The following is a 24,077-nucleotide window of genomic DNA, read 5'->3' as shown; positions in this document are numbered from 1 at the left end:
TACACAAAAACACCCAAGAATTATCAAAGGTTCTCCTTCGTCTGTTTAACCTCCTACAGCACAACGGACGAAAAATCTCATCGGTACGAGAAAAAAGACAGTCTTTGATATTTTGGGTGTTGTTTATGAGTATACCACTTCTAATCCTCAGGTAGCATAGTAAAAAATTGAAACCTGTCAGGGTTTATTTGATATGCCTACTTTTATAAAATCTATAAAAGATAATAAAAAATTATATAAAAAAACACATTTTGTTTGAAAATATCCCTTAAGTTGATGGATGTGGGGTAGCACCACATCACTATCAAGGGTTCTGGTGCAAAAAATATAACACTTGTGCAATGAATCTGTAAATCTTGGACATACTGATACTATTACTCTACAAAAGGGTGTGTGATCAGTATGAAAAAGGAAACTTTGTTTAAATGGAAGCACTATCAGCCAGATATTATTCTATTAACTGTACGTTGGTACCTACGGTACAATCTTAGTTTTCGTGATTTGGTAGAAATGATGGAGGAAAGAGGACTATCCTTGGCTCATACAACGATTATGCGGTGGGTCCATCAATATGGGCCGGAGTTAGATAAGCGAATTCGACGTCATCTCAAACAAACGAATGACTCCTGGAGAGTAGATGAAACGTACATAAAAGTAAAAGGACAATGGATGTACCTATATCGTGCCGTTGATTCTGAAGGGAACACGATTGATTTTTATCTCAGTAAATCTAGAAATCATAAGGCTGCAAAGCGATTCTTCAAGAAGGCTTTGCGGTCTTTTCATGTTTCAAAACCTCGTGCAATTACAGTTGATAAAAATCCCGCCTATCCCATTGCTATCAGCGGGTTGAAGAAAGAGAAAAAAATGCGGTTAGGCATTCAAATCAGGCAGATAAAATATCTAAATAACATCGTAGAGCAAGACCATCGTTTCATTAAAAAACGTATACGCTCTATGTTAGGACTTAAGTCTTTTCGCACAGTTACATTTATTCTTGCAGGAGTAGAAGCCATGCATATGATACAAAAAGAACAGATTGATTTACGGGATCAGTCTGTTCAAAATCAAAAACAATTCATTCATCAATGTTTTTTGGAATGTATCCTTTATTTGCACCAGAACCAAAAATAAGGTGTAAGTGTTAAAGATATGTTCTAGTGGAGAAGAAGTAATGGTATGGATTTGGTAGCTAAATCAGTTTGATTTTTAAGGGAGAATAACGAGCTGATCAAAGCTTTTTAATGAATTCAATTTCATTATCTAATAATAATGGACGAGTTAAGTGGGAAGAGTTTTCTTCAACCTGAGTAGAATTTTTTGCACCAGGAATAGCAACTGAAACAGCAGGGTGACTTAAAACATAACGTAAAGCAACTTGCGCTAAACTTCGATTTGATCGTACAAGTGAACGTAATTTCTCTACTTTGTTTAAGCTATCTTTAAACCACTGTTCTTTTGGCCAATCTTTTCTTAAATCATCGTCTGGAAATTGAGTTTCATGATTAAATTTCCCAGTTAAAACTCCCATCTTAAGTGGACCTCTTATCACAGCACCTAAATTATGTTTTTCAATATAAGGAAGGATGTCTTTTTCAGGTTCTTTATTTAAAATACTATAATCAAATTGCACAACATCTAAATCATTATCTTGATTAAAATGTTTGATATAATCTAAATCATTAGTAGAAACACCAACGGCTCTCACTTTGCCAGATTTTTTTAAGGTTTGGAAAGCTTGTAGAAAGGCTTCTGTTTCTTCAGGTTTATCCCACCAAATATGACAAAAGTAAACATCTATATAATCCGTTTTTAGCCGTAGTAAACTAGCCTCAAATGCATCAATGATCTTTTGAGGATCTCCATAAACAGCTGGTTGATTTGGGTCATAATGATGACCAATTAATCCACCTTTTGTAGAAAGAATGATATCCTGTCTGCGATTATTTATAGCTTTTGCAACTAGTGTTTCACTATGACCTAATCCATAAACATCAGCAGTGTCAATAAAATTGACCCCTAGGTCAATTGCTTTCTCAATTGCATCAATGGATTCATTATCTTTTACTGCGCCCCATTCATCTCCACCAATTGCCCAAGAACCGAATCCTATCTCTGAAACTATTAATCCCGTGTTACCTAATAATCTATATTCCATTATGTACGGACTCCTCCTTTACAGTTTATGTTATTAGAAGTATATATAGTGACCAGTTGGAATATTCTTGAATTTGTTTTCGGAGAATAAATTAGGCAATTTACTTTAATAAATATATGCAAGAATACTGTATAAAAAGAAATTAGAATTATTAGTGAAATGGTTTTTTATGCTTAAATTGAATAAAAGTATGAATTGATACAGTATAAATATGAGTTTTATTCATAATTTTAATAACTATGCAATAAGTGAAATAAATGTTGAATTTAGTCGTAAAATATAGATTTACAAATTGCAGAATATGTACATATAGTTGTAACTGTAAATATTATCCGTTTTTAAATATTTATAAAAGGAGAAATTCATATGAAAGAAATACAAAAGAAATATGAAATTGTAGAGGAATTGGATGTAACAGTAGGCCAAGAAGCATTATGGATAGCTCATCAAATGGAAATAGAAAAAGGAATGAACAATGAACCGATTATAATAAAGTTAAAAGGAAATCTTCAAATAGAGGTTTTAAAGAAAACGCTTACTACGATAGTGCAATTACATCCTGCGCTACGTACAATATTTAAGAAGAGGGATGAAAAAATAAAACAATTAATTCAAAAGAATGTAGAATTTGATATACCAATTAAGGATTTAACTGCTTTTAAAAACACAGAACAAAAATCTATTTTAAAAAATTTCTTAGAATCTATAGTGAATGAGAAATTTAGTTTAGAAGAGGGGCCTTTGTTTAAATTCCACATAATTAAACTCAGTGAAGATACATTTATTTTACATTTAATGTTTCATCACATTATTTACGATGGATGGAGTTTAGGAGTTTTCATCCGACAATTATCCAATACGTATGGTGAATTACTTCAAGGGAAGTCGAATGTAGAATTTGAATCTCCTTATAAGAACCTCGTAAAGCATGAGGAGAGTTTTATTGATAGTGCAATATATAAAGAGGGATTATCGTATTGGAAAGATTATTTACAAGGTGAATTAACTCCTACAGAGTTTCCTATTGATTTTGATAAAATGAATGAAAAAAGATATACAGATAAAAATATAAGTAAGAATATTAATTCGGATTTATTTTATCAAATACAATGTTTTGCTAAAAAAAATAATATAAGTATTTATCGAGTAATGTTAAGTACTTATTGTACCTTACTTCATCAAATGACAAATGCTGAAGAGATAATCGTTGGTATTCCAATTAATACTAGACCATATACAGAAGAACGAAATACTTTTGGTTACTTTGTTAATACATTACCTATACGTATAACAATAGAAAAGGGAGAGACATTTAAGGGGATACTTAATAAAGTTAATAAATCTATTCATCTAGCTATTACGTATAAACATAATTCTTACTCACATATAGTAAAAGATTTAAATCTAAATACGAATACAAATACAAATCATAATATGGTATATTCCACAGCATTTAATACGATGAAGATACCGGAATTAAAAATTCCTGATATTGAGTCAACAGTTTTAACAGATTGTAAAAGAGTAAATCCTTTTAATATGACTTGGAGAATAATGCGATATGAAGGGGAAACAGAGAATAAAATTGAGGTTGACTATAACTCAGCATTATATAAACCAGAGAGTATTAGTGATTTAGTCGAAAGGTATATATATTTGTTACAAAAATTAATGAAGAATGTGAATGAACCTATTCATTCATTGGATTTGCTTTTAGAAAAAGATCATCGTCTATACAAAGAGATGAACTCAAATGCTCTTACATATCCTAATTTAAAAACATTAGATCAATTAATCGATCTACAAGCATTAAAATCGCCAAATCAAATAGCGATTTCAATGGGTGACAAATCCATTACCTATTATGAATTACAGCAAAGGTCCAATCAAATTGCGAATTATTTACGTGAAAATGATTTGAAAAAAGGACAACGTGTAAGTATTACAATGGAGAGAGAGATTGGTACCATTGTATGGATTCTAGGCATCTTAAAATCAGGTGGAGTTTATGTACCAATTGATCCAAAGTTTCCTGAAAAAAGAATAGAATACATCTTAAAAGATAGCGAAAGTCAAATGATTATTACGAAGAAAGAATATAGGGGATTGGTTGAACGGTTTTCGATTCATACAATTTATCTAGAAGATTTTCATTACGCTAATTCTATAGAAAATATTGCGTCTACACATACCATAGAAGATGCAGCTTATATTATCTACACGTCAGGTTCAACAGGTTTGCCAAAAGGAGTCGTTGTACCACATAAAGGTGTAGTTAATTTATCATATTCAGTAATCAATACATTTCATTTAGGAAAAGAAGATGTGTTTTTACAATTTGCAACGATCATTTTTGACGCCTCCATTATGGAAATATTTCCGATTTTGCTATGTGGAGGAAGAATGCATTTAATTTCTGAAATCGAAAAACGTTCAGCAGAGGAATTTATAAATGTAAGTCAAAAGTATGGTATTACAAATGTGGTTTTACCAACTGCGTTTTTTAAATTAATAGCTGATATGCCAAAAGAAATGTTACTTAAATTAAATTCTGTAAAGCGTTTATTTGTGGGAGGGGAAACCTTACCTGCTGAATCAGTTCGTAAATGGCAAAGTAAATTAGGGTTAAAGATTCCAGTTCTTAATGCATATGGTCCTACTGAAACTACTGTATGTGCAACCATGTATGAAGTAAATGGTGAGATACAAAAAGAAATTTCTAATATCCCAATAGGTAAGCCAATTGCTAATAGTGAAGTTTTCGTGGTTAGTCCGTTCAATACATTATGTCCGTCAGGTGTAGTAGGTGAGTTATTTATTGGCGGCGATGGAGTTGCCAAAGGATATTTAAATCAAAAGGAAAAAACAGAAGGGGCGTTTATTTCTCTCGATAAATCCTATAATAGTGATAAAAAGATGTATTGTACTGGGGATTTAGTCCGTCTTTTAGCAAATGGAAATTTAGAATTTATCGGAAGGAAAGATAACCAAGTAAAAATACGTGGGTACCGAATTGAGCCTGATGAAATCGAAGGAACATTATTTAAACATCCAGAAGTGAGGGATGCTGTAGTAGTCACTTATCAAAACGACAAAATCGTTTGTTTTTATTTATCTAAAGACAATACAGAATTAAAACAAGAGGCATTAAAAACATTCTTAAGTGAAAGTTTACCAGATTTTATGATGCCAAATTATATATTTCACCTTGAAAGTTTTCCTGTATCACCAAGCGGGAAACTAGATAGAAAAAAATTAGAATTACAAATCCCATCTTTACTTGAAAACATGCAGAAGCAATATGTTCCACCGATAAGTGAAACAGAAAAAAGATTGGCAAAAACATGGGCAGAGATTTTAAATTTAGGGAAATATAGAATCGGCAGAGATGATGACTTTTTTAAACTTGGGGGACATTCATTGATTGCTGTGCAAGTGTTAAATCAAATTCAAAAAGAGTTTCATCTAAAAATTGAAATTAGAGATATTTTTGAGCATACAACGATTGCTAGTCTATCTGCTTACATCGATAAATTAATGGCAGTAAATCATGATAGGGAAGAACAGGAGATGCAAGTATTAAAAGTTGCAGATAAGGAAAGTTATCAGTTATCAAGTGCTCAAAAAAGAATCTGGTTTTTAAATAAGTATAACGCTATTAATAGAGTATATGATACACCACTACACATATATATTGAGCCGAGTTTAAATAAGGATATTTTACAAGACTCCATAAGATTTTTAGTTGAACGACACGAGATGCTACGAACAGTGTTTATTGAAAGAAATGGAGAGCCTAGACAAGTCATTTTAAACTCAATAGCGATTGACCTGATTCACGATGAGATTGAACATATGTCTAAAAAAGAACAACAAGAATATATACGTACAACAATAAATCAAACGGATCATACACCATTTGATTTAGAAAAGGGCCCTCTTTTTAGGATTAGAATTTTTAATCTGAATAAGAAAAAGTCTTATTTATATATTAATTTACATCACATTATTACAGATGAGTGGAGTGTAAGGAATTTATTAGATGAATTAATGAAGGTATATAGTGCCTTTGCTAAACGTAGGAATCCTGAGTTGCCAACTATTTCTAATCGATATGTAGATTATGCAGAGTGGGAACAGGTGCAGTTAAATTTAGGTCGATGGGATACAGAAAAATCTTATTGGATGGCCGAACTTGCAGCACCTCTTCCTATATTAAATCTTCCTTTAGATTTTAGTAGGAATCGTCAAAGTACAAATAAAGGTACAGTATTTGAAATGAAGTTAGATAATGAAATGAAAGAGTCTTTGAAACAAGTATGTGAACAAGAGAATGTTTCTATGTATATGCTATTTTTAGCAGCGTATATTCAATTGTTACATTATCTAACGGATCAAAAAGATATTATTGTAGGTACACCGGTTGTTGGAAGGAATCATCAAGAATTTGAAAAAATACAAGGATTTTTTGTAAATACCTTAGCGATCAGAACACAATTGAATGATGTGAAAAATTTAACACAGCTATTACAAGTAGTGAGAGAGAAATGTTTGAATTCATTCCAAAATCAATCGTACCCATTTGATAAAGTAATTGAGCAAATAAATCCTGATAGAAGCTTTGGGAATAACCCGATCTTTTCTACTATGTTTAGTTATCAGAAAGATATTCTGCAGCAACATGATGAGTATAAGCTTCAGTTGTTACCTAATAAACAAGATATTAGTAAGTTTGACATTTCTTTAGCTGTTGAAGAAGGATTGGATTATGTAGGGATTTCATTTGAGTATGATATTAATCTTTTCAAGGAAGAGTCAATTAACAGGTTTACTCAAAACTTACTTAATATACTGGACGCCTTTATTCATCAACGAACAGTAACATATGAAAATCTTTCATTCCTATCACAGGAAGAAGAATCTTTATATAAAAAGGTAAATCATACAGAAAGACCATATCCTTATTTTCAAAATATACAGGAGCAATTCTATATGCAAGTAGATAGACAACCCGAACGGATTGCTATAGCGACTGCAACGGAATCTTTGACATATAGACAATTAAATATGAGCTCTAATCAAGTAGCTCAACATTTACTCAAAAAAGGTATAAAAAGAGGTGATAAGGTAGCCATATTTTTAGATAGAAGTATGAATAGTATCGTTTCTATGCTTGGAATATTAAAAGCCGGTGCTGCCTATATACCAATTGATGTAAAATACCCTGAGGATAGAATAAATTATATAGTTCGTGACAGTGAGGCATGTAGAATTATAACGAGTAACAAATTTAAAAGTCATTTGAATGTAAGTGATTATAAGGTTTCAATAATAGAGGATATATATCGTACGACTATAAATGATAATGTGAAAATTTTAAATAAACCAGATGACTTGGCCTATGTAATTTATACTTCAGGCTCAACAGGAAAACCAAAAGGTACATTATTAACGCATAAAGGAGTATTAAATTTAGTTGAGTGGAGAAATGAAGTATTTCAGATCTCTCCAAATGATAAAGTAACACAGTTTTATTCCCATAGTTTTGATTCTTCAGTATCAGAAATTTTTTCTACCTTGTTAAATGGGGCGGAACTATATTTATTAAGTGATGAACAGCGCTATTCAACTGTCGAATATGCTCAATCCATTCAAGAAACTCAAGCAACTATATCTGACTTACCAACAGTATTTTTCAATGAATTATCAACTTCATTAACTAAACTGGATAGCGAAAAGATACGTTCTTTAAGATTTATAATAATGGGAGGGGAAGCTGCATCAACAAATGCCATTAGAAGTTGGCAAAATACTTTTAAAAACCAAGTACAGCTGGTAAATGAGTATGGCCCTACTGAAGCAACCGTTTCAGCAATGTATTATTTCATACCAGTTTTAGAAGGCGAAAATAACCTTTTAGGAAGCGTACCGATTGGTATACCAATCTCTAATACAAAGGTTCATATATTAAATTCATATATGCAATATTGTCCGGTAGGGTGCATGGGTGAATTATATATTGAAAGTCTAGGATTGGCCCAAGGGTATTGGAAGCAGGAAGAGAAAACAAAACAGGCATTTATTTCAAACCCATTTTCAGAAGACAATAGTAAAAGATTATATCGAACAGGTGATTTAGTAAGGTGGTTACCAAATGGAAATATAGAATTTATGGGGAGAAAAGATAAGCAGGTTAAAATTAGAGGGCACAGAATTGAATTAGGTGAAATAGAAGATGCAATGTTACAACTTGAGGGGATAAGTCAGGCTGTAGTAACACAAACGGAAGGTGGAATGTTACTGCAAGCTTATTATAAAACAGTGGACGGTATAGGGATAGAGAAGAATAAGTTAACGATACATTTATCAAATGTATTGCCAGAATATATGGTTCCTAAATATTACTCTCATGTGTTAGAAATACCGATAACAGCTAACGGTAAAATTGATTTTGAAAAGCTGCCAAAAATAGAGTTTGGTCATGAGCAAAAAGATGAGTGTAAACTTAAACCTCAAACTAAAGTGCAAAAAGACATTGCAAAGGTATGGTCTAAAGTTCTAAACGTAAAATCTATAGGTTTAAAAGATGATTTCTTTAATTTGGGTGGACATTCTTTAAAAGTTATGCCGGCATTAGTCAAATTAAAACCGTTATACCCTAACTTGAAAATTCAAGATTTCTTTAAGTATAGAACAATAGAAAAATTAGCCTCTCATATTGAAGAGATGGAAGATATGTCGTTTAAGAAAGAGAAAAATATGAATGTAGCATGTATGGAAAATGAAACGAAAACGACTCCTGTTTATGAAACAACTAAATTAGAAAAATATGAATTAGAAATGGTGAATTATCCAAAAACAGTTTTCCTTACAGGGGCAACAGGATATTTAGGAGCACATATTTTAGAACGATTATTACAGTTACCATCTACGACTATATACTGTTTAGTAAGAAAAAATGAGGATCAAGTAATTAGTGCAAAGTTAAAAGAAAGAATGGAGTTTTATTTCGGTAAAGAAATTCTCCAAAAGTTGAAGGAGAGAGTAGAATTAATTGAAGGAGATTTATCTCTGATGAATCTAGGTCTAGATTCAAAGCAATTGGATCATTTAAAGAAAAACGTAGAATCAATCATACATTGTGGTGGAGAAGTTAGACACTATGGAGAACGTGAGCATTTCCAAAAGGTAAATGTTGAGTCTACAAAATACTTATTGGAATTAGCTAAGAACACAAATGTGCGTTTTCATTATATATCGACTTTAAGTGTAGTAGGTCAGGCTGAAAGCGATCCAAAAGAATTTGAATTCTTTGAGTCTGATTTTGATAGAGGGCAAAATTTAGATAATCTGTACCTAGAAAGTAAGTTTCAAGGCGAGAAAATGGTCAGAGAAGCAATGGAAAAAGGAGTTCGTGCCACAATATACCGTGTGGGGAATTTAGTGGGTAACTCTAAAACAGGTAAATTTCAATACAATATTAATGAAAACGCATTTTATAGATTATTAAAAGGGATATGCCTATCTAGCATAGCTCCTGACGTCAATACGTATGTAGATTTAACGCCTATAGATTATGGAAGCTTAGCTATTACTGAATTATCTTATAAGGCTAATACAGTAAATAAAACCATGCATATTTGTAATCCAAATCAGCTTAAATGGGACCAATTTATTAATAGTTTACAAGCTTTTGGATACGATATCCTGTTAATGAAACAAGAGAAGTATATAGAGAAGTTTTTTAATACGAATCTAACTACTGATGAACAGAAAGCTTTAGAGCTCATAATGCCTTTATTAGAATCTGTAGAAGAGCTATCAGTAGCTATACCATCTTGTTTATACACGCAAGGATATTTGAAGAATATACACTGTGTAGAGCCAAATCAAGAGTATATCAATTTGTTATTAAATTATGCTATGAGTATAGAGTATTTACCATTAATTAAAGAACCAATACTGTTGTAGTATACTCTATCTATTTTGAGCAAAAGGGAAGAAGGGTTTCACTTCGAAACTTTTTATTTAAAAATCTTAATTATTTGAGTACAAAAAATAAAAGATTGTATAGCGAAGAAGTAATAATGAAAAAGAACCTGTTTTCCATGGAAAATAGGTTCTTTTTTGGGGTAAAGATAACTTAGGGGTACGGAAAAGATTCCTTCCCAATATGATTGGGATCGCACTATAGAGAATATATAAATATACAATTATACATATTTATATTGAATATTTTTGATGACTTTAAAATCTAATATATAATTAAAAAGTTTTTAATGAATTGATAAGGAGATGCGAGTATGAAGAAAGTCATAGGACTTATAGTATCATTATTTTTATTATTCTCTACCTATGCACCAACATTTACAGCAGCAGCTGAAGTTTTAAATAAAGTAGGCTGGGTGAAGGAAAATGAGAATTGGTACTATTATCAAAAAGATGGAAGTAAGCAAATAGATAACATTACTTTAGATGGAATAGAGTATTCCTTTTTTAAAGATGGGAGGCTATTCCAAGGGAGAAAACAGGTAGGAAAAGACGATTTATATTATAGTGAGCCTGGTAAATTAAAGACTGAATGGAGTTTTTCTGCAACTTCATGGAGCTATTTAAAAGATGGGAAGTATGTAACAGGAACATTTACCTATCAAGGAAAACCATTTGAAATTAATAAGTACGGGGATATGGAAAAAGGATAGGGATGTCTTAGAGGTCATTTCAAAGCAGGGGTTATGGTATCAGGTTAAATATCAAGGAGAAGTCGGTTATGTTCGGATATTTGAATCTGTTGTAATTGGTGAATCGCCAGTTCGTTCATGGGATGTAACAAAGGAAGCTACGAATTTGTCTCATTTTATGATAACGGAGTATCATAAAGATCCTGAAAAATACTTTCCACCCAATATTCAAAAGAAATTTGATAAACAACTAGATAGTAATTTAGCTCTTCTTGCGAATGGATTAAAATGGATTGATTAATTAAAAGAAGCACTCTATTTAGACAATAAACAAGGATGGGTACAAGAAGAAGGAAAATGGACGTATTATAAAAAAGATGGGCAAAGAATAACAGGTTTCCAATCAATTGATGGAAAACGTTATTATTTTGGTACCGATGGTTTTATGCAAACCGGATGGGTACATACAAATGGATACGATTATTATTTGGGAACCGATGGCGTGGTACAAACTGGAATCCAACATATTGACGGAAAAACTTATTACTTTGGCCCGTTAGGTCCTGTACAATCTGGATTTACACATGTTGATGGGAAACCGTATTATTTTGATGCTTCTCATGAATCAAGAAATGGTTGGATGAAGCAAGAGTTTAATTGGTATTTGCTACAGCCTTCAGGTGCATTACAAACAGGAGATTTTACATATAAAGATAAGAAATTCTCCTTTAATCAAGATGGAGAAATGGTTAAAGGATGGGTTACATTAGAATCCCTTGTTAAAAAAGTATATCTTGAGCCAGATTTAAGAAAAGCATTACGTGCAAAACGTGTAAATAAGGGTGAAGTGATAGAAGTAACTGGGAAAGTCGGTTCTTGGTATGAGGTTAATTATCAAGGAGAAAAAGGACACGTACGTATTCATGATGCTATTATCTTTGATCAGGAAGCTAAAAGTCCAGATGCTCATATTCCATATAAAAAGTAAGAATTGAGGTCGAAAATGAACGTACAGAGAATACAAGCAGAATTTGAAAAGTTACACTATTGTGATGCATGGGTTACTAAATTAGTATGCGACTATTTTGGTGATGAGGTACACCTAACATATAAGGATGAAAATGAAGACGTAGATTTTCAATTTAGCGGTTGCTATAGAATAGATTTCAAACATAGCATGGGATATGTAAAAGAAAAGCCAATAAAAACATTTACATATGAACAGTTACCATATTTTCTTCATGATATTGAAATCGGTGAAGTAGAAAAAGAGGGCTTGAAATTATATACCTGTAATATAATTATGCCTCCTATGGAATTAGAAATATGGTGTAAGGATATAAAAATTGAAAGATAAGTATTTGCAAAAGAAAAAATGCTAAGTAAATGCTATATTGTTGTAAAATAATTAAACGGACCTTAGATAAACATAAAACTGTGGAAATATTTAATTCCTGCGGTTTATATTATATCAATTTGATTTTCTTTTATATTGATTCTTTATGTCTCAACTCGTTTCTGTATCTCTGCAATATTATGAATTTCTTTTTAAACGCTATGCTTGGTATTATCAAGCGTTTGATGTGAGGACAGGTGAAACGGTTGAATTTTAAGTTTAAAGATAAAAATAAATAAGGGGAATATGTTATGAAAGTAACTTGTTTATATAATACCGGAAATGCCCTATCTAAGATAACAGAGGAAACATTTAATTTAACCATTGAAAAAGAGTATATTGTTTATGGACTATGTAAATTACAAAGTGGTGAGTTAACATATTTAATCTTAGGAGAACGTGAAAATATGCCATCATGGTATCCAGCAGAATTATTTAAAATATCTGATGCGTTACAACCTTTAGAATGGTATTGTGCAGAACACAAACAGGTTAACGATACAACTATAGATTATATATGGGGATATAAAGAGTTAGCCTTGGATGATACACATGCTCTGGGGTTAATAGAAAGAGAAAATAAAGATATGGAGCTATTTTTAAAGCGTAAAGCTGAGATTGACGAATTTGAGGAATTGTATAAATAAATTAAATTTATTTATGAAAAACGTAGGAATTAAATATTCCTACGTTTTTTGTTTATAACATTTAAATACCTGATTTTTACAAAGGTTAAAGGATCAAATGGAAAATTTTTAATTTATCCTGCATAAGCAGAATCGTTTCTGTAATTCTACTTAATAGAATACTCCCCTGTATAGCATCATTATTGGTTTCTGATTCCATGCGTTTGAAATTAAGATATATTGAAAAGATCTTATTGAGATTTCTTGTCAATTTCTCATTAGTTTTCAGTTTATTCGGAAATTTAGTGGTTTTAATTTTACAGTTTAGTGAAATAGTGGGTTTGAAGATAATATAAAGTGTCTGCAGGACAATAGTAATGGATATAAGATGAAAATATTGTATGTGCATATCAAAACATAACGGAAAATCAACAACATGAACGGAAAGATAAACAGTACTGTAGAATATGAAATTATTTGATCTGTCTTAGGAGTCGTACAAAGCAAAATTGTAAGTCAGCGATCCTAGAAATAAGTTTGCCTTCGGTAGTAAGCACTTCACTAGCAATGTTCATCCTCAATATTTTCTTAAAACGGTTGAATGAATTCACTTATAGATCATCATCTAAACTAAAAAATTTCGTATATAACTTCATTTATGTTTAATGATTAAAAGCTCACCATAGATGATTTATAGAGAATGCAATTATAAATGCAAGAAAATCTAATTTAAAATTGAAAATTCGTTCTATTTTGGTTAGATATGGAATAAATGAATTTTATTTCTCAATATTCACTGTATGTCACTTTTTTGTTTTTTTCTATATGATATTGGAAAAAGTATGCTTAATTTTATGACATAAATCCCCTACAAAATTATTACTCTACAAATTAATTTCTTAAAGAAAACTTCTTGTGAATATGTTACTAACTACATAAATTGTAATATTAACAGAATTATTACCAAAGTATTAGGTTTTTAGAATGAAAAATGAGTGCTCAAAATATCATTGAAATCCAGGAATAGAAATCGTAATTAAAATTTTTTGTTTTCTGTCAGGTATGTAAATCACTTTAGCTACTTTATGGGTAATTTCATGTGTTTTTTCTTTTGCTTAAGTTTATGAAATAAGAGTATTAGCGCTAAATATTGTAGCTAAGAGTATGTAAAGCATAGAAAATCCGAATTAAACAAAATAGGAGGAAAGTGAAAATGAAGCATCAAGATGATAGTAAAACTGGTTTGGAAATAGCGATTATTGGAATGGCAGGTAAATTTCCAGGTGCTAATGAAATAAACCAATTCTGGAATAACCTAAAAAATGGTGTTGATTCAATTTCTACATTTACTGAAGACGAGTTAATTAAAGAAGGTGTTAATTTAGATGTTTTACAACATCCTAATTTTGTGAAAGCAAAAGGGTATTTGGAGGAAGTAGAATATTTTGATGAATCCTTTTTTGCTTATACACCTAGAGAAGCGAAAATAATGGATCCTCAGATCCGTATGTTACAGGAAACAACATGGGAAGCATTAGAGATGGCAGGCTATAATCCATTTGATTATGAAGGATTAATAGGGTTATACGTAGGAGCATCTACTAATTTTAATTGGATGAAGCACACGCCATTATTAAACAGTGATAGTGTGGTTGAGTTTTCAGAGGCGGGTACTCTTTCCTATAAAGATGCAATTTCAACGCTTACATCCTATAAGTTGGGACTTAAGGGACCGAGTTTTACATTGTATACAGCTTGTTCTACATCCCTTTTGAGCATCCATCTTGCATGTAGATCATTGTTAACTGGAGAATGCTCTATTGCAGCTGCAGGTGGAGTATCTATAACGTATCCTAAAAAGAATGGTTATAAATACCATGAAGGAATGACAAGTTCACCTGATGGCAAAGTGCGTACTTTTGATGCAGAAGCCCAGGGTGCAGTTTTTAGTGATGGTGTAGGTATGGTAATACTAAAGAGATTAGAAGATGCGATTGCTGATGGAGATACGATATATGGTGTAATTAAGGGATCAGCGGCAAATAATGATGGAGGTCGAAAAGTAGGCTATACTGCTCCGAGTGTTGAGGGACAGGCTGAAGTAATACAAGCAGCACATAGTTTTGCTGAAGTTGATCCTTCTACTATTAGTTATGTAGAAACGCATGGGACAGCAACGCCATTAGGCGATTCTATTGAAGTAGAGGCTCTAAAGAGAGCGTTTCAAGATGTGGACAAGAAATCGTTTTGTGCAATTGGTTCTGTAAAGAGTAATGTAGGTCATTTAGATACAGCTGCAGGGGTAACGGGACTTATAAAGACAGTTTTATCTATGAGACATAAACAACTCCCGCCAACTTTAAATGTGAAGCGCCCTAACTCGAAAATTGATTTTATAGATAGCCCATTTTATATCAATACTGATTTGGTGAATTGGCAAAGTGAAGATAATAATCTTCTTCGAGCAGGTGTGAGTGCTTTCGGATATGGTGGAACTAACGTTCATATTGTATTAGAAGAAGCGCCTAAAGTTAAAAGTTCTGCCTCTACTAGAGAGAAAAAGTTAATGGTTCTTTCTGCTAAATCAAAAGAAGCTTTAAATAATGCTACAGTAAATATGGTTCAATATCTGAAATCTAATAAAGATGTTGAATTAGCAGATGTAGCATACACATTGCAAACTGGCCGTCGACCATTTCCATATAGAAGAGCGGTCTTATGTAAGGATATAGATAGCGCCATAGACAATTTAAAAACAGTTAAAGATTTTCACGTAAAAACGCAAGAAAATCCAGATTTGGTATTTGTGTTACCTAGCGAATACTCATCAATTATTGAGAATGTAAAAGAACTATACCAAAAGGAACCATTATTCTTACAAGTATTTGAGCGTAATATGACTGATGCCCAAATGTATACTGGAAAAGCATTGAAAGAAGCATTCTTTAAAGGAACAGATGATAGCTTGGTTGAAGATTTAACCTTCTTCGTCTGCTTGCAATCGATTATTGATGTATTAATTGAATGTGATGTACGTCCTTATAACATTATTGGTACAGGCTTAGCTGGAATGGTTTCAGATATTTATAATAAATCTCTTAAGCCAGAAGATGTTCTGAATCAATTAGTTGAGAACTATACAGAATGGACGCATGGAGAAAAAGTAGAACTTCTAACACAAGTTAAGGATGTAGATCCTAATTCTGTGATTGTACATATTGGAGAGTTGTTAAATTCTGAAATTAATAATAATCAGATTATTATACAAAACGACTTGTTAGAGGTATTGGGACAAGCGTGGGAGTTAGGGGTAGAAATTAATTGGAGTAAACTGTATGAAGAGGAATATAGATTACGTATTGCCTTACCAACTTATCCTTTTGAGAAAAAACGATATTGGATAGATCCAGCTGAACAGCAAAATATAACTAATAGTGAAGAAACATCGATAAAGAAACGTTCTAATATAGCTGAGTGGTTCTATACTCCAGGTTGGATGGAAAAAGAAATTGTAGATGTAACTAAAGAATCTACTAAAAGTTGGTTGTTATTTTTAGACAATGAGCATATAGGCTTAGCTCTTAAAGAAAAGCTTGAAAGAGATGGACATCGTGTTATAACAGTCGGTCTGGGTCCTTCATATAAAAAGATTAGTTTAAATGAATTTACAATATGCCCTACTGAACAAGAAGATTATTATCAGTTATTTAATGAGCTACAAAAACAAGAGTGTTTACCAGAGGAGATTATTCACCTATGGAATGTGGATAATAAGGATTTAGGTATCGAGACCTTAGATACTGGATTCTATTCATTAATATCACTTGCAAAGACAATTAGTAAATTTAATTTACTTTATCCTATCAATATAAATGTTATGACGAATAATATGCAAAAGGTAGTAGGAGACGAGTCTGTTATTGCAGAAAAATCTACTCTTTTGGCTCCTATAAAAGTATTTCCGCAAGAGTATCCAAATATTAGATGCCGTAGTGTAGATTTTATGTTGTCTGATAATGAAGAAGCATTAATATCAAACTTATATTCTGAAATTCAAACGGACATTATTGACACTGTAATAGCAATTCGAAATAACACTCGTTACATTCGAATCTATGAGCCTATACCTGATGAAAAAGTAAGTGAAATGCTAGTAATAAATGAAAATGAATTAGCTTCAAAAATTCCGAATATTCGAACGGAAGGGGTTTATTTAATTACTGGTGGAATGGGAGGAGTAGGCCTTAAATTAGCAGAATATTTGGCGCGTACAGTAAAGGCTAAACTAATATTAGTTAGTAGAACAGCTCTTCCTGATCGTGAAGAATGGGATCAGATTCTTCACGATCAGATTGAAAACGAACAATTATGTCAACGTATTAACCATATTCAGAAGTTGGAGTCATTGGGAGCAAAAGTAATGACAGCTGTTGCAGATGTTGCTGATGAAGAGCAGATGAGAAACGTGATTCATCAGGCCGAGGCTAATTTTGGTCACATAAATGGGGTAATTCATGCAGCAGGTGTCTTACGTGTTAAATCAGCTCAGTGTCCAATGGAAAAGATAAGTAGGATTGAATGTGAAGAGCAATTTCTTCCTAAAGTACATGGTGTGCTAGTTCTTGATAAGTTATTGAGTAATTATGATCTTGATTTTTGTTATCTTGTTTCATCACTTTCACCTATTTTGGGTGGATTAGGTTTTGTGGCCTATTCAGCAGCAAACCTTTACTTAGATAGTTTTTCAGACAAAGTGAGTAATACATCTAATAATCGATGGACCAGTATTAACTGGGGAGATTGGCAGTATACGGGAGCTCAACAGGTTAATAAAATATTCAATGCTCAAAGTATAGAAGCACTTGAAATGACATCTGAGGAAGGACAAAAAACATTCCAATGTGTGCTGGGTTTAAGTGGTTTAAATCAGGTAATTATTTCTTCAGGAGATTTAAATAAACGTTTTGATCAATGGATTAATCTGAATTCTCGTAAACGAATTTCTGAATTGGAAACTCAAACGAAAATGAGAGATAAGTTCAGAACTCAAGATGAAGTAGAGGAAATAATTATAGGAATTTGGAAAGAGTTTTACAGTGTTGATACTGTAAATGTAAATGAAAATTTCTTTGATCTTGGTGCAACTTCACTTCATATAATTCAAATTCATGAGAGATTAATTAATAGATTAGAAAAACAGATTTCAATTGGAGTTATGTTTGAGTATCCAAGTATTCGTTCTTTAGCGAGATACTTAAGTGGAGATAAGCAAAAGAATCAAGTTAAACATACAAAACGTTTTAATCGAAAAACGAAAGAAGATAACGATATTGCAATTATAGGAATAGATGGACGTTTTCCTGGAGCACAGAATGTAAATGAATTCTGGAATAATATAAAGTCTGGTACAGAGTCTATTCAATTTTTTACAGATGAAGAGTTAATTGAATCTGGTGTGAATCCTATGGAAGTAAAAAGCCCTAATTATGTTAAAGCGAAAGGGTATTTGGAGGGTACTGATAATTTTGATGCTCCATTCTTTGATTATACACCTCAAGATGCATCATTAATGGATCCACAACTACGAGTATTCCATGAATGTGCGTGGTCTGCCCTTGAACATGCTGGATATAATATTGAGACCTACCCGGGCCTAATTGGTGTATATAGTGGGGCATCTCCTAACTTATATTGGCAAGTGTTATCTACTCTATCAGAGGCAAATGAACCAGCTGGGCAATTTTTAATTTCATTACTTAACGACAAAGACTCGCTTAGTACTCAAATTTCTTACAAATTTAACCTTAAAGGACCAAGTATGAATATCTTTACGGGATGTTCAACATCATTGGTGGCTATTCATAATGCAAGCCAAGCATTATTACAGGGGCATTGTGATATTGCTATAGCTGGAGGAATTACATTAACTCAACCTGAAAAAGCAGGTTATACCTACCAAGAAGGAATGCTATTTTCTTCAGATGGTCATTGTCGTCCTTTTGATGAAAATGCAAATGGAATGCTTTTTGGAGACGGTGTTGGGATTGTTGTTCTGAAGCCTTTACAGGAAGCTATAAATGATGGGGATACTATACATGCAGTAATAAAAGGAACGGCGATTAATAATGATGGGAATCGGAAAATTGGTTACACTGCACCTAGTGTAGAGGGCCAAGTAGAAGTTATTAAAATGGCGCAACATGAAGCAAATGTAGAACCTGAGTCCATTTCCTATATTGAAACACACGGAACTGCTACTAAACTAGGAGATACCATTGAGATCAAGGCGCTTAGTGAAGTGTTTAACTCTAATGAAAAACAATCTGTACCAATTGGATCTGTTAAAGCAAATGTAGGCCATCTAAATGCAGCGTCTGGTGTTGCTGGTCTAATTAAAACGGTCTTTGCGATGAAAGATCAGGTTCTTCCGCCAAGTGTGAATTTCACAAAACCAAACACGCAAATTGGATTTGAAAAGACACCTTTTTATGTAAATCAACAATTAAATGAGTGGAAAGAGGATAATAAACCATTACGTGCAGGTGTTAGTTCATTTGGTATTGGTGGTACAAATGCACATATTATTTTGGAGGAGGCACCAAAGCTTGAAGCAACCTCAAATAGTAGACCATACCAGATGTTAATGATTTCGGCAAAATCGAAAGATGCTTTGGATCGTATGACTTTGAATTTAGGAAATCACCTTGAACAGAATCCTCATTTGAATTTGGCAGACGCTAGTTATACATTGCAAATTGGACGTAAGGAATTCAAGCATAGGAGAGCTTTAGTTTGTTCCAGTACCCAAGAGGGAATTGAACAATTAAACCAGCCAGAAGGAAGAAGAGTACAATATGCAAATGTAAAAGAGGAACATCCTAAAATTAACTTCCTGTTTTCTGGGAACGGATCGCAATATGTAAACATGGGGTTAGAATTATACGAACAAGAGGCAATTTTCCGTGAAGCTATGGATGAATGCTTTGCAATCCTTCAATCTGTTACGAATGTAAACATGAAAGAAGTGTTATACCCAACTTCTTTCAGTATTGATGAGGCCACGGAAAAATTGAAAAGAATGGAATTTAGTCAACCAATTCTTTTCGCGTTTGAATACGCAGTCGCGAAACTATTAATGGGTTGGGGAATTAAACCTGAAGCAATGATTGGATATTCATTTGGCGAATATGTGGCTGCTTGTTTAGCAGAAGTATTTACTTTGGAAGATGCATTTAAATTAGTTGTAAAAAGAGGTCAGCTAATGAGTAGTCTTCCTGCAGGGGTAATGCTTAGTGTTCCGCTTCCAGAAGAGGAATTAATTCATTTAATTAATTCTTTTGAAAAAGAATATCAACATACCATTTCTTTAGCGGTAGTTAATGGTCCAGCTTGTATAGTTTCTGGGACAGAAGAAGCAATTGTAGATTTTGAAAATGAATTAAAGAAAAAGCGTTTAATGTGTATGCGAGTAACAATAGAAGGAGCAGCACATTCACACGAACTGGATTCAATTCTGGACGAGTATGCTTCCTATGTGAGTACATTAACACTCAGGGAACCTAAAATACCTTATTTGTCAAACTTGACTGGTACTTGGATACGACCTGAAGAAGCAACAAACCCAGTTTATTGGGTAAAACATATGCGTGGAACTGTTCGATTCTCTGATGGAATTCAAGAGTTGAATAGCGACAATACAAGTCTATTCATAGAGATTGGTCCTGGAAATGACCTTAGTAGGCTTACTAGTCGCCTTTTAGACTATGAAAATGGTAATGAAAGAATATTTAATACGGTTCGATCTGTTCAACAAGATGTATCAGATATGTATTTCTTATTTAGTCACATCACTCGAATGTGGGTAACAGGTATTTCTATAGATTGGGAACAATTTTATAAAGATGAGAAGAGAAGACGTATCCCATTACCAATGTATTCTTTCAATAAAATATCTTATAAATTACAAGGTAATCCGTATGATTTAGGTCAAAAGCTTAATAGTAAGCAATCTAAAATTAGTAAGAATAACAACATTTCTGAATGGTTCTATACACCGCAATGGAAAAGTTCTACATTGTTTGAAGCAAATCATGATGTGAATGAGACATGGATTGTTTTTGTGGATCAAGAAGGATTAGGTAATGAACTAGTTAAGGACTTATTAAATAAAGGGGAGAGAGTAGTTACAGTAGAACCTGGCTTTGCTTTTAATAAGGAGAATAACGATCGTTTCATTATAAATCCTGAAGAACGTACAGATTACGTTAAGTTATTGGATGAAGTACAGGAAATATGTGGTTTACCTACAAGAATAGTTCATTTGTGGGGAATTACGGATGAGGAAAGACAAGCCTCAATTGAATATGTAAATTGTAAACAAAACTTAGGATTCTATTCAATTTTTTACTTAACTCAGGCACTAGGAGACAAGAATATCTCTGATTCAATCTCAATTCGAATTATTACAAATGGTGTTCAACAAGTGATTGGTGATGAAGAATTAATTCCAGAAAAATCAACTGTACTTGGAACGTCATTAGTTGTTCCACAAGAGTATTCTTATCTTTCTTGTTCAAGTGTTGATGTTGTTTTACCTCTAAACAAAGAATGGAAGAGCAGGTTAATAAATCAATTAGTAGAAGAATGTCTTTCAAATACGAATGATAAGATGATTGCTTATCGAGGAAATAAAAGATTTGTTCAAACTTACGAGCCTTTACAACTAGAACAGCCAGCTAAAGAGAAACTGCCTTTACGAAAAAATGGAGTTTACCTTATTACAGGAGGACTCGGAGGTATTGGTACAATTCTTGCGAAACACTTGGCTCAAACTGTACAAGCCAACTTAGTTCTTCTTACACGTACAGGTCTGCCAAATCGTGATGAGTGGGATATGCATTTGAAGGAAAATACGATGTATTCGGACAGAATTCGTAAAGTTTTAGAGATAGAAGAAACGGGATCTAAAGTTTATGTACTTGCTGCTGATGTTACAGATCAATCACAACTATACGAAGCAATTCATAAGGCAGAACAAAAATTTGGAAAGATTAATGGTGTAATTCATGGTGCAGGTATTCTTGGTGGAAAGACTTTTAATTTGATTCAGGAACTTGAAAAAGAGGACTGTGAGGAACAATTTTCAGCAAAAATTTATGGTCTTCTCAATTTAGAAGAGTGCTTACGAAATAAAGATTTAGATTTTTGTGTTCTAATGTCTTCCATTTCAGCGGTCTTAGGTGGATTAGGTTATGTATCATATGCTGCTTCAAATATATACATGGATGTTTTTGCACAATATATAAATCGTTATTCCAACCTGCCTTGGATAAGTGTCAATTGGAGTGATTGGAAATACTGGGAAGATGAAGAAAAAGATATGCAGATAGGTGCAAGTGTACATGAATTATCTATGACACCTGAAGAAGGAGTTCAGGCCTTTAATATAGCACTGTCATGGAAACAAGGGGAAGTACTGATTCATTCCCCAGGGGAACTGCAAGCGCGTATTGATCAATGGGTGTTATTAAATTCTTTCAATGATGAGAAGGAAGAAGAATTAGATTCTACGTTATACCATTCTAGACCACAACTCTTGACTGAATATGTAGCACCTCGTAATGAGGTAGAAGAAAAGCTTTCAAAAATTTGGAGAAATATATTTAAAGTTTCAGAAGTTGGTGTTCATGATGATCTTCTAGAACTAGGTGGAGATTCACTTAAGGCTATTACTATTGTTTCAAAAATTCATAAAGAGTTTAATGTTGAAGTTCCTATTAAAGAACTCTTTACTCTATCAAATATTGAGAAACTAGCAAATTATATTTCAAGGGCAGATAAGAGTGAATTTGATGTTATTGTTCCAGCTGAACCTAAATCTCATTATCAGCTTTCTTCAGCTCAGAAGAGATTTTATGTATTACACCGATTGTATCCAGAAAGTACAGCTTATAATGATACTTCCGTTATTCTTTTGAATGGAAAATTAAACATTGAACGTTTAGAAAAGGCGTTCACTCAATTAATTAAGCGTCATGAGATATTTAGAACTACTATTGAAATGAAAAATGATAAACCGGTACAAATTATTCATGATCATGCTGATTTCCATATTACTCAAATTGAGGGCTTTGAATCTGAAGTGGAACAAATAATTAATGAGTTTATTCGCCCATTTAATTTTAATAATGCTCCATATTTCCGTGTAGGGTTAATTAGATTGGAAGAACAAAAACATATTTTAATTATTGATTTACATCATATAGTAACCGATGGAGTTTCCTATGATATTTTCGTTAGAGATCTATTTGCGCTTTACTCAGGAGAGAAATTACCAAACTTAAAAATACAGTATAAGGATTACTCAGAATGGCAGCAGAGTGAAAAAGAAAAAGAAATTGCTCTCAAACATGAACAGTATTGGCTAGATCAATTTAAAGATGGTGTACCTGTCTTGAATATGCCTACTGATTATACAAGACCTGAAATATTAGATCTAAAAGGTAGTAAAATATCCTTTACTATTGATTCAAATGTTACCAAGAAAATTAAGCGTTTATTAGCAAAAGAAGAAACTACATTATATACGCTAATGCTCTCTGTATATAATATTTTGCTAGGTAAATATACTGGCCAAGAGGATGTTGTTATTGGTTCACCAATTACTGGTCGCCCGCATGCGGATTTACAAGATATTATAGGAGTATTTGTAAACATGTTAGGAATAAGGAACTATCCAAGAGCTGAACAAAGGTTTACTCAATTCCTATTTGAAGTAAAAGAGCAGGTCTTACAAGCATTTGAACATCAAAAATGTCAATATGAGGACCTGGTTAATCAATTAGGACTTCAGGGCACGTATAATAGGAACCCACTTTTCGATGTTTCATTTGTTATGCAAAATATGGATGCAGATCATATGTTTATCGATGGTTTAGAACTAAGGACATATGATCACGACTTTAAGCGCGCACAAATGGATTTATTGCTAAGAGTGGTTGAATTGGAAGATACAATTGAACTGACTATGGAATATGCAACCTCTTTATATACTAGGGACACGGTTCAAAAGTTATGTGAGCGTTATGTTGAGATTTTTGAACAAATTGTAGATCATCCTGAAATTTTATTAAAAGATATTTCATTTAAACAAGAAATTCAAGAACTGCAACCAGTTAAGGTATCGGTAGATTTTGGGGATTTTAACTTTTAATTGA

At 32.7% G+C, this 24,077-nt stretch carries 6 protein-coding genes and 2 pseudogenes; 7 read left to right on the top strand and 1 reads right to left on the bottom strand.

What is annotated here, in order from left to right:
- Positions 1-160: pseudogene (locus HMPREF1014_RS32305) on the top strand (IS4 family transposase); the annotation flags it as partial.
- A gap of 242 nt (positions 161-402) precedes the next feature.
- On the top strand, positions 403-1,134 hold the full coding sequence (locus tag HMPREF1014_RS24645; RefSeq protein ID WP_000712402.1) for an IS6-like element IS240C family transposase: 732 nt from the start codon (positions 403-405) through the stop codon (positions 1,132-1,134).
- A 97-nt stretch (positions 1,135-1,231) separates the two neighbouring features.
- Here the strand turns inward: HMPREF1014_RS24645 and HMPREF1014_RS24640 are convergent, their stop codons facing one another.
- Positions 1,232-2,158, bottom strand: coding sequence for an aldo/keto reductase (locus HMPREF1014_RS24640; protein ID WP_000456649.1), 927 nt, complete (start codon positions 2,156-2,158; stop codon positions 1,232-1,234).
- Between the two features lie 366 nt (positions 2,159-2,524).
- Between HMPREF1014_RS24640 and HMPREF1014_RS24635 the strand changes: the two genes are divergently transcribed.
- The 5 genes and pseudogenes from HMPREF1014_RS24635 (at position 2,525) to HMPREF1014_RS24615 (ending at position 24,073) form a co-directional block, all read left to right on the top strand.
- Positions 2,525-10,129, top strand: a complete 7,605-nt coding sequence (locus HMPREF1014_RS24635; protein WP_000659075.1) for a non-ribosomal peptide synthetase — start codon at positions 2,525-2,527, stop codon at positions 10,127-10,129.
- Between the two features lie 332 nt (positions 10,130-10,461).
- Positions 10,462-11,800, top strand: a pseudogene (locus HMPREF1014_RS30860) (N-acetylmuramoyl-L-alanine amidase family protein); the annotation flags it as partial.
- Positions 11,801-11,842: 42 nt separating this feature from the next.
- Positions 11,843-12,196, top strand: a complete 354-nt coding sequence (locus tag HMPREF1014_RS24625) for a PIM7 family immunity protein (RefSeq protein WP_001102753.1) — start codon at positions 11,843-11,845, stop codon at positions 12,194-12,196.
- Positions 12,197-12,486: 290 nt separating this feature from the next.
- Positions 12,487-12,882, top strand: a complete 396-nt coding sequence (locus HMPREF1014_RS24620) for a hypothetical protein (protein WP_000868984.1) — start codon at positions 12,487-12,489, stop codon at positions 12,880-12,882.
- Positions 12,883-14,074: 1,192 nt separating this feature from the next.
- The gene (locus HMPREF1014_RS24615; RefSeq protein ID WP_000682579.1) at positions 14,075-24,073 is read left to right on the top strand and encodes a type I polyketide synthase; all 9,999 of its coding nucleotides are present in this window, start codon (positions 14,075-14,077) and stop codon (positions 24,071-24,073) included.
- Positions 24,074-24,077: the final 4 nt, after the last annotated feature.

Origin of the sequence: Bacillus sp. 7_6_55CFAA_CT2 (genome assembly GCF_000238655.1) — a bacterium.
Taxonomy (GTDB): domain Bacteria; phylum Bacillota; class Bacilli; order Bacillales; family Bacillaceae_G; genus Bacillus_A; species Bacillus_A cereus.
Note: the sequence above shows the minus strand (reverse complement) of the source record. Positions and strands in the feature narration are given on the sequence as shown.

Bases quoted from the DNA above. Each gene is read 5' to 3' on its own strand.
- HMPREF1014_RS24640 (WP_000456649.1), bottom strand. From the start codon at position 2,158: ATGGAATATAGATTATTAGGTAACACGGGATTAATAGTTTCAGAGATA.
- HMPREF1014_RS24625 (WP_001102753.1), top strand. From the start codon at position 11,843: ATGAACGTACAGAGAATACAAGCAGAATTTGAAAAGTTACACTATTGT.
- HMPREF1014_RS24645 (WP_000712402.1), top strand. From the start codon at position 403: ATGAAAAAGGAAACTTTGTTTAAATGGAAGCACTATCAGCCAGATATT.
- HMPREF1014_RS24620 (WP_000868984.1), top strand. From the start codon at position 12,487: ATGAAAGTAACTTGTTTATATAATACCGGAAATGCCCTATCTAAGATA.
- HMPREF1014_RS24635 (WP_000659075.1), top strand. From the start codon at position 2,525: ATGAAAGAAATACAAAAGAAATATGAAATTGTAGAGGAATTGGATGTA.
- HMPREF1014_RS24615 (WP_000682579.1), top strand. From the start codon at position 14,075: ATGAAGCATCAAGATGATAGTAAAACTGGTTTGGAAATAGCGATTATT.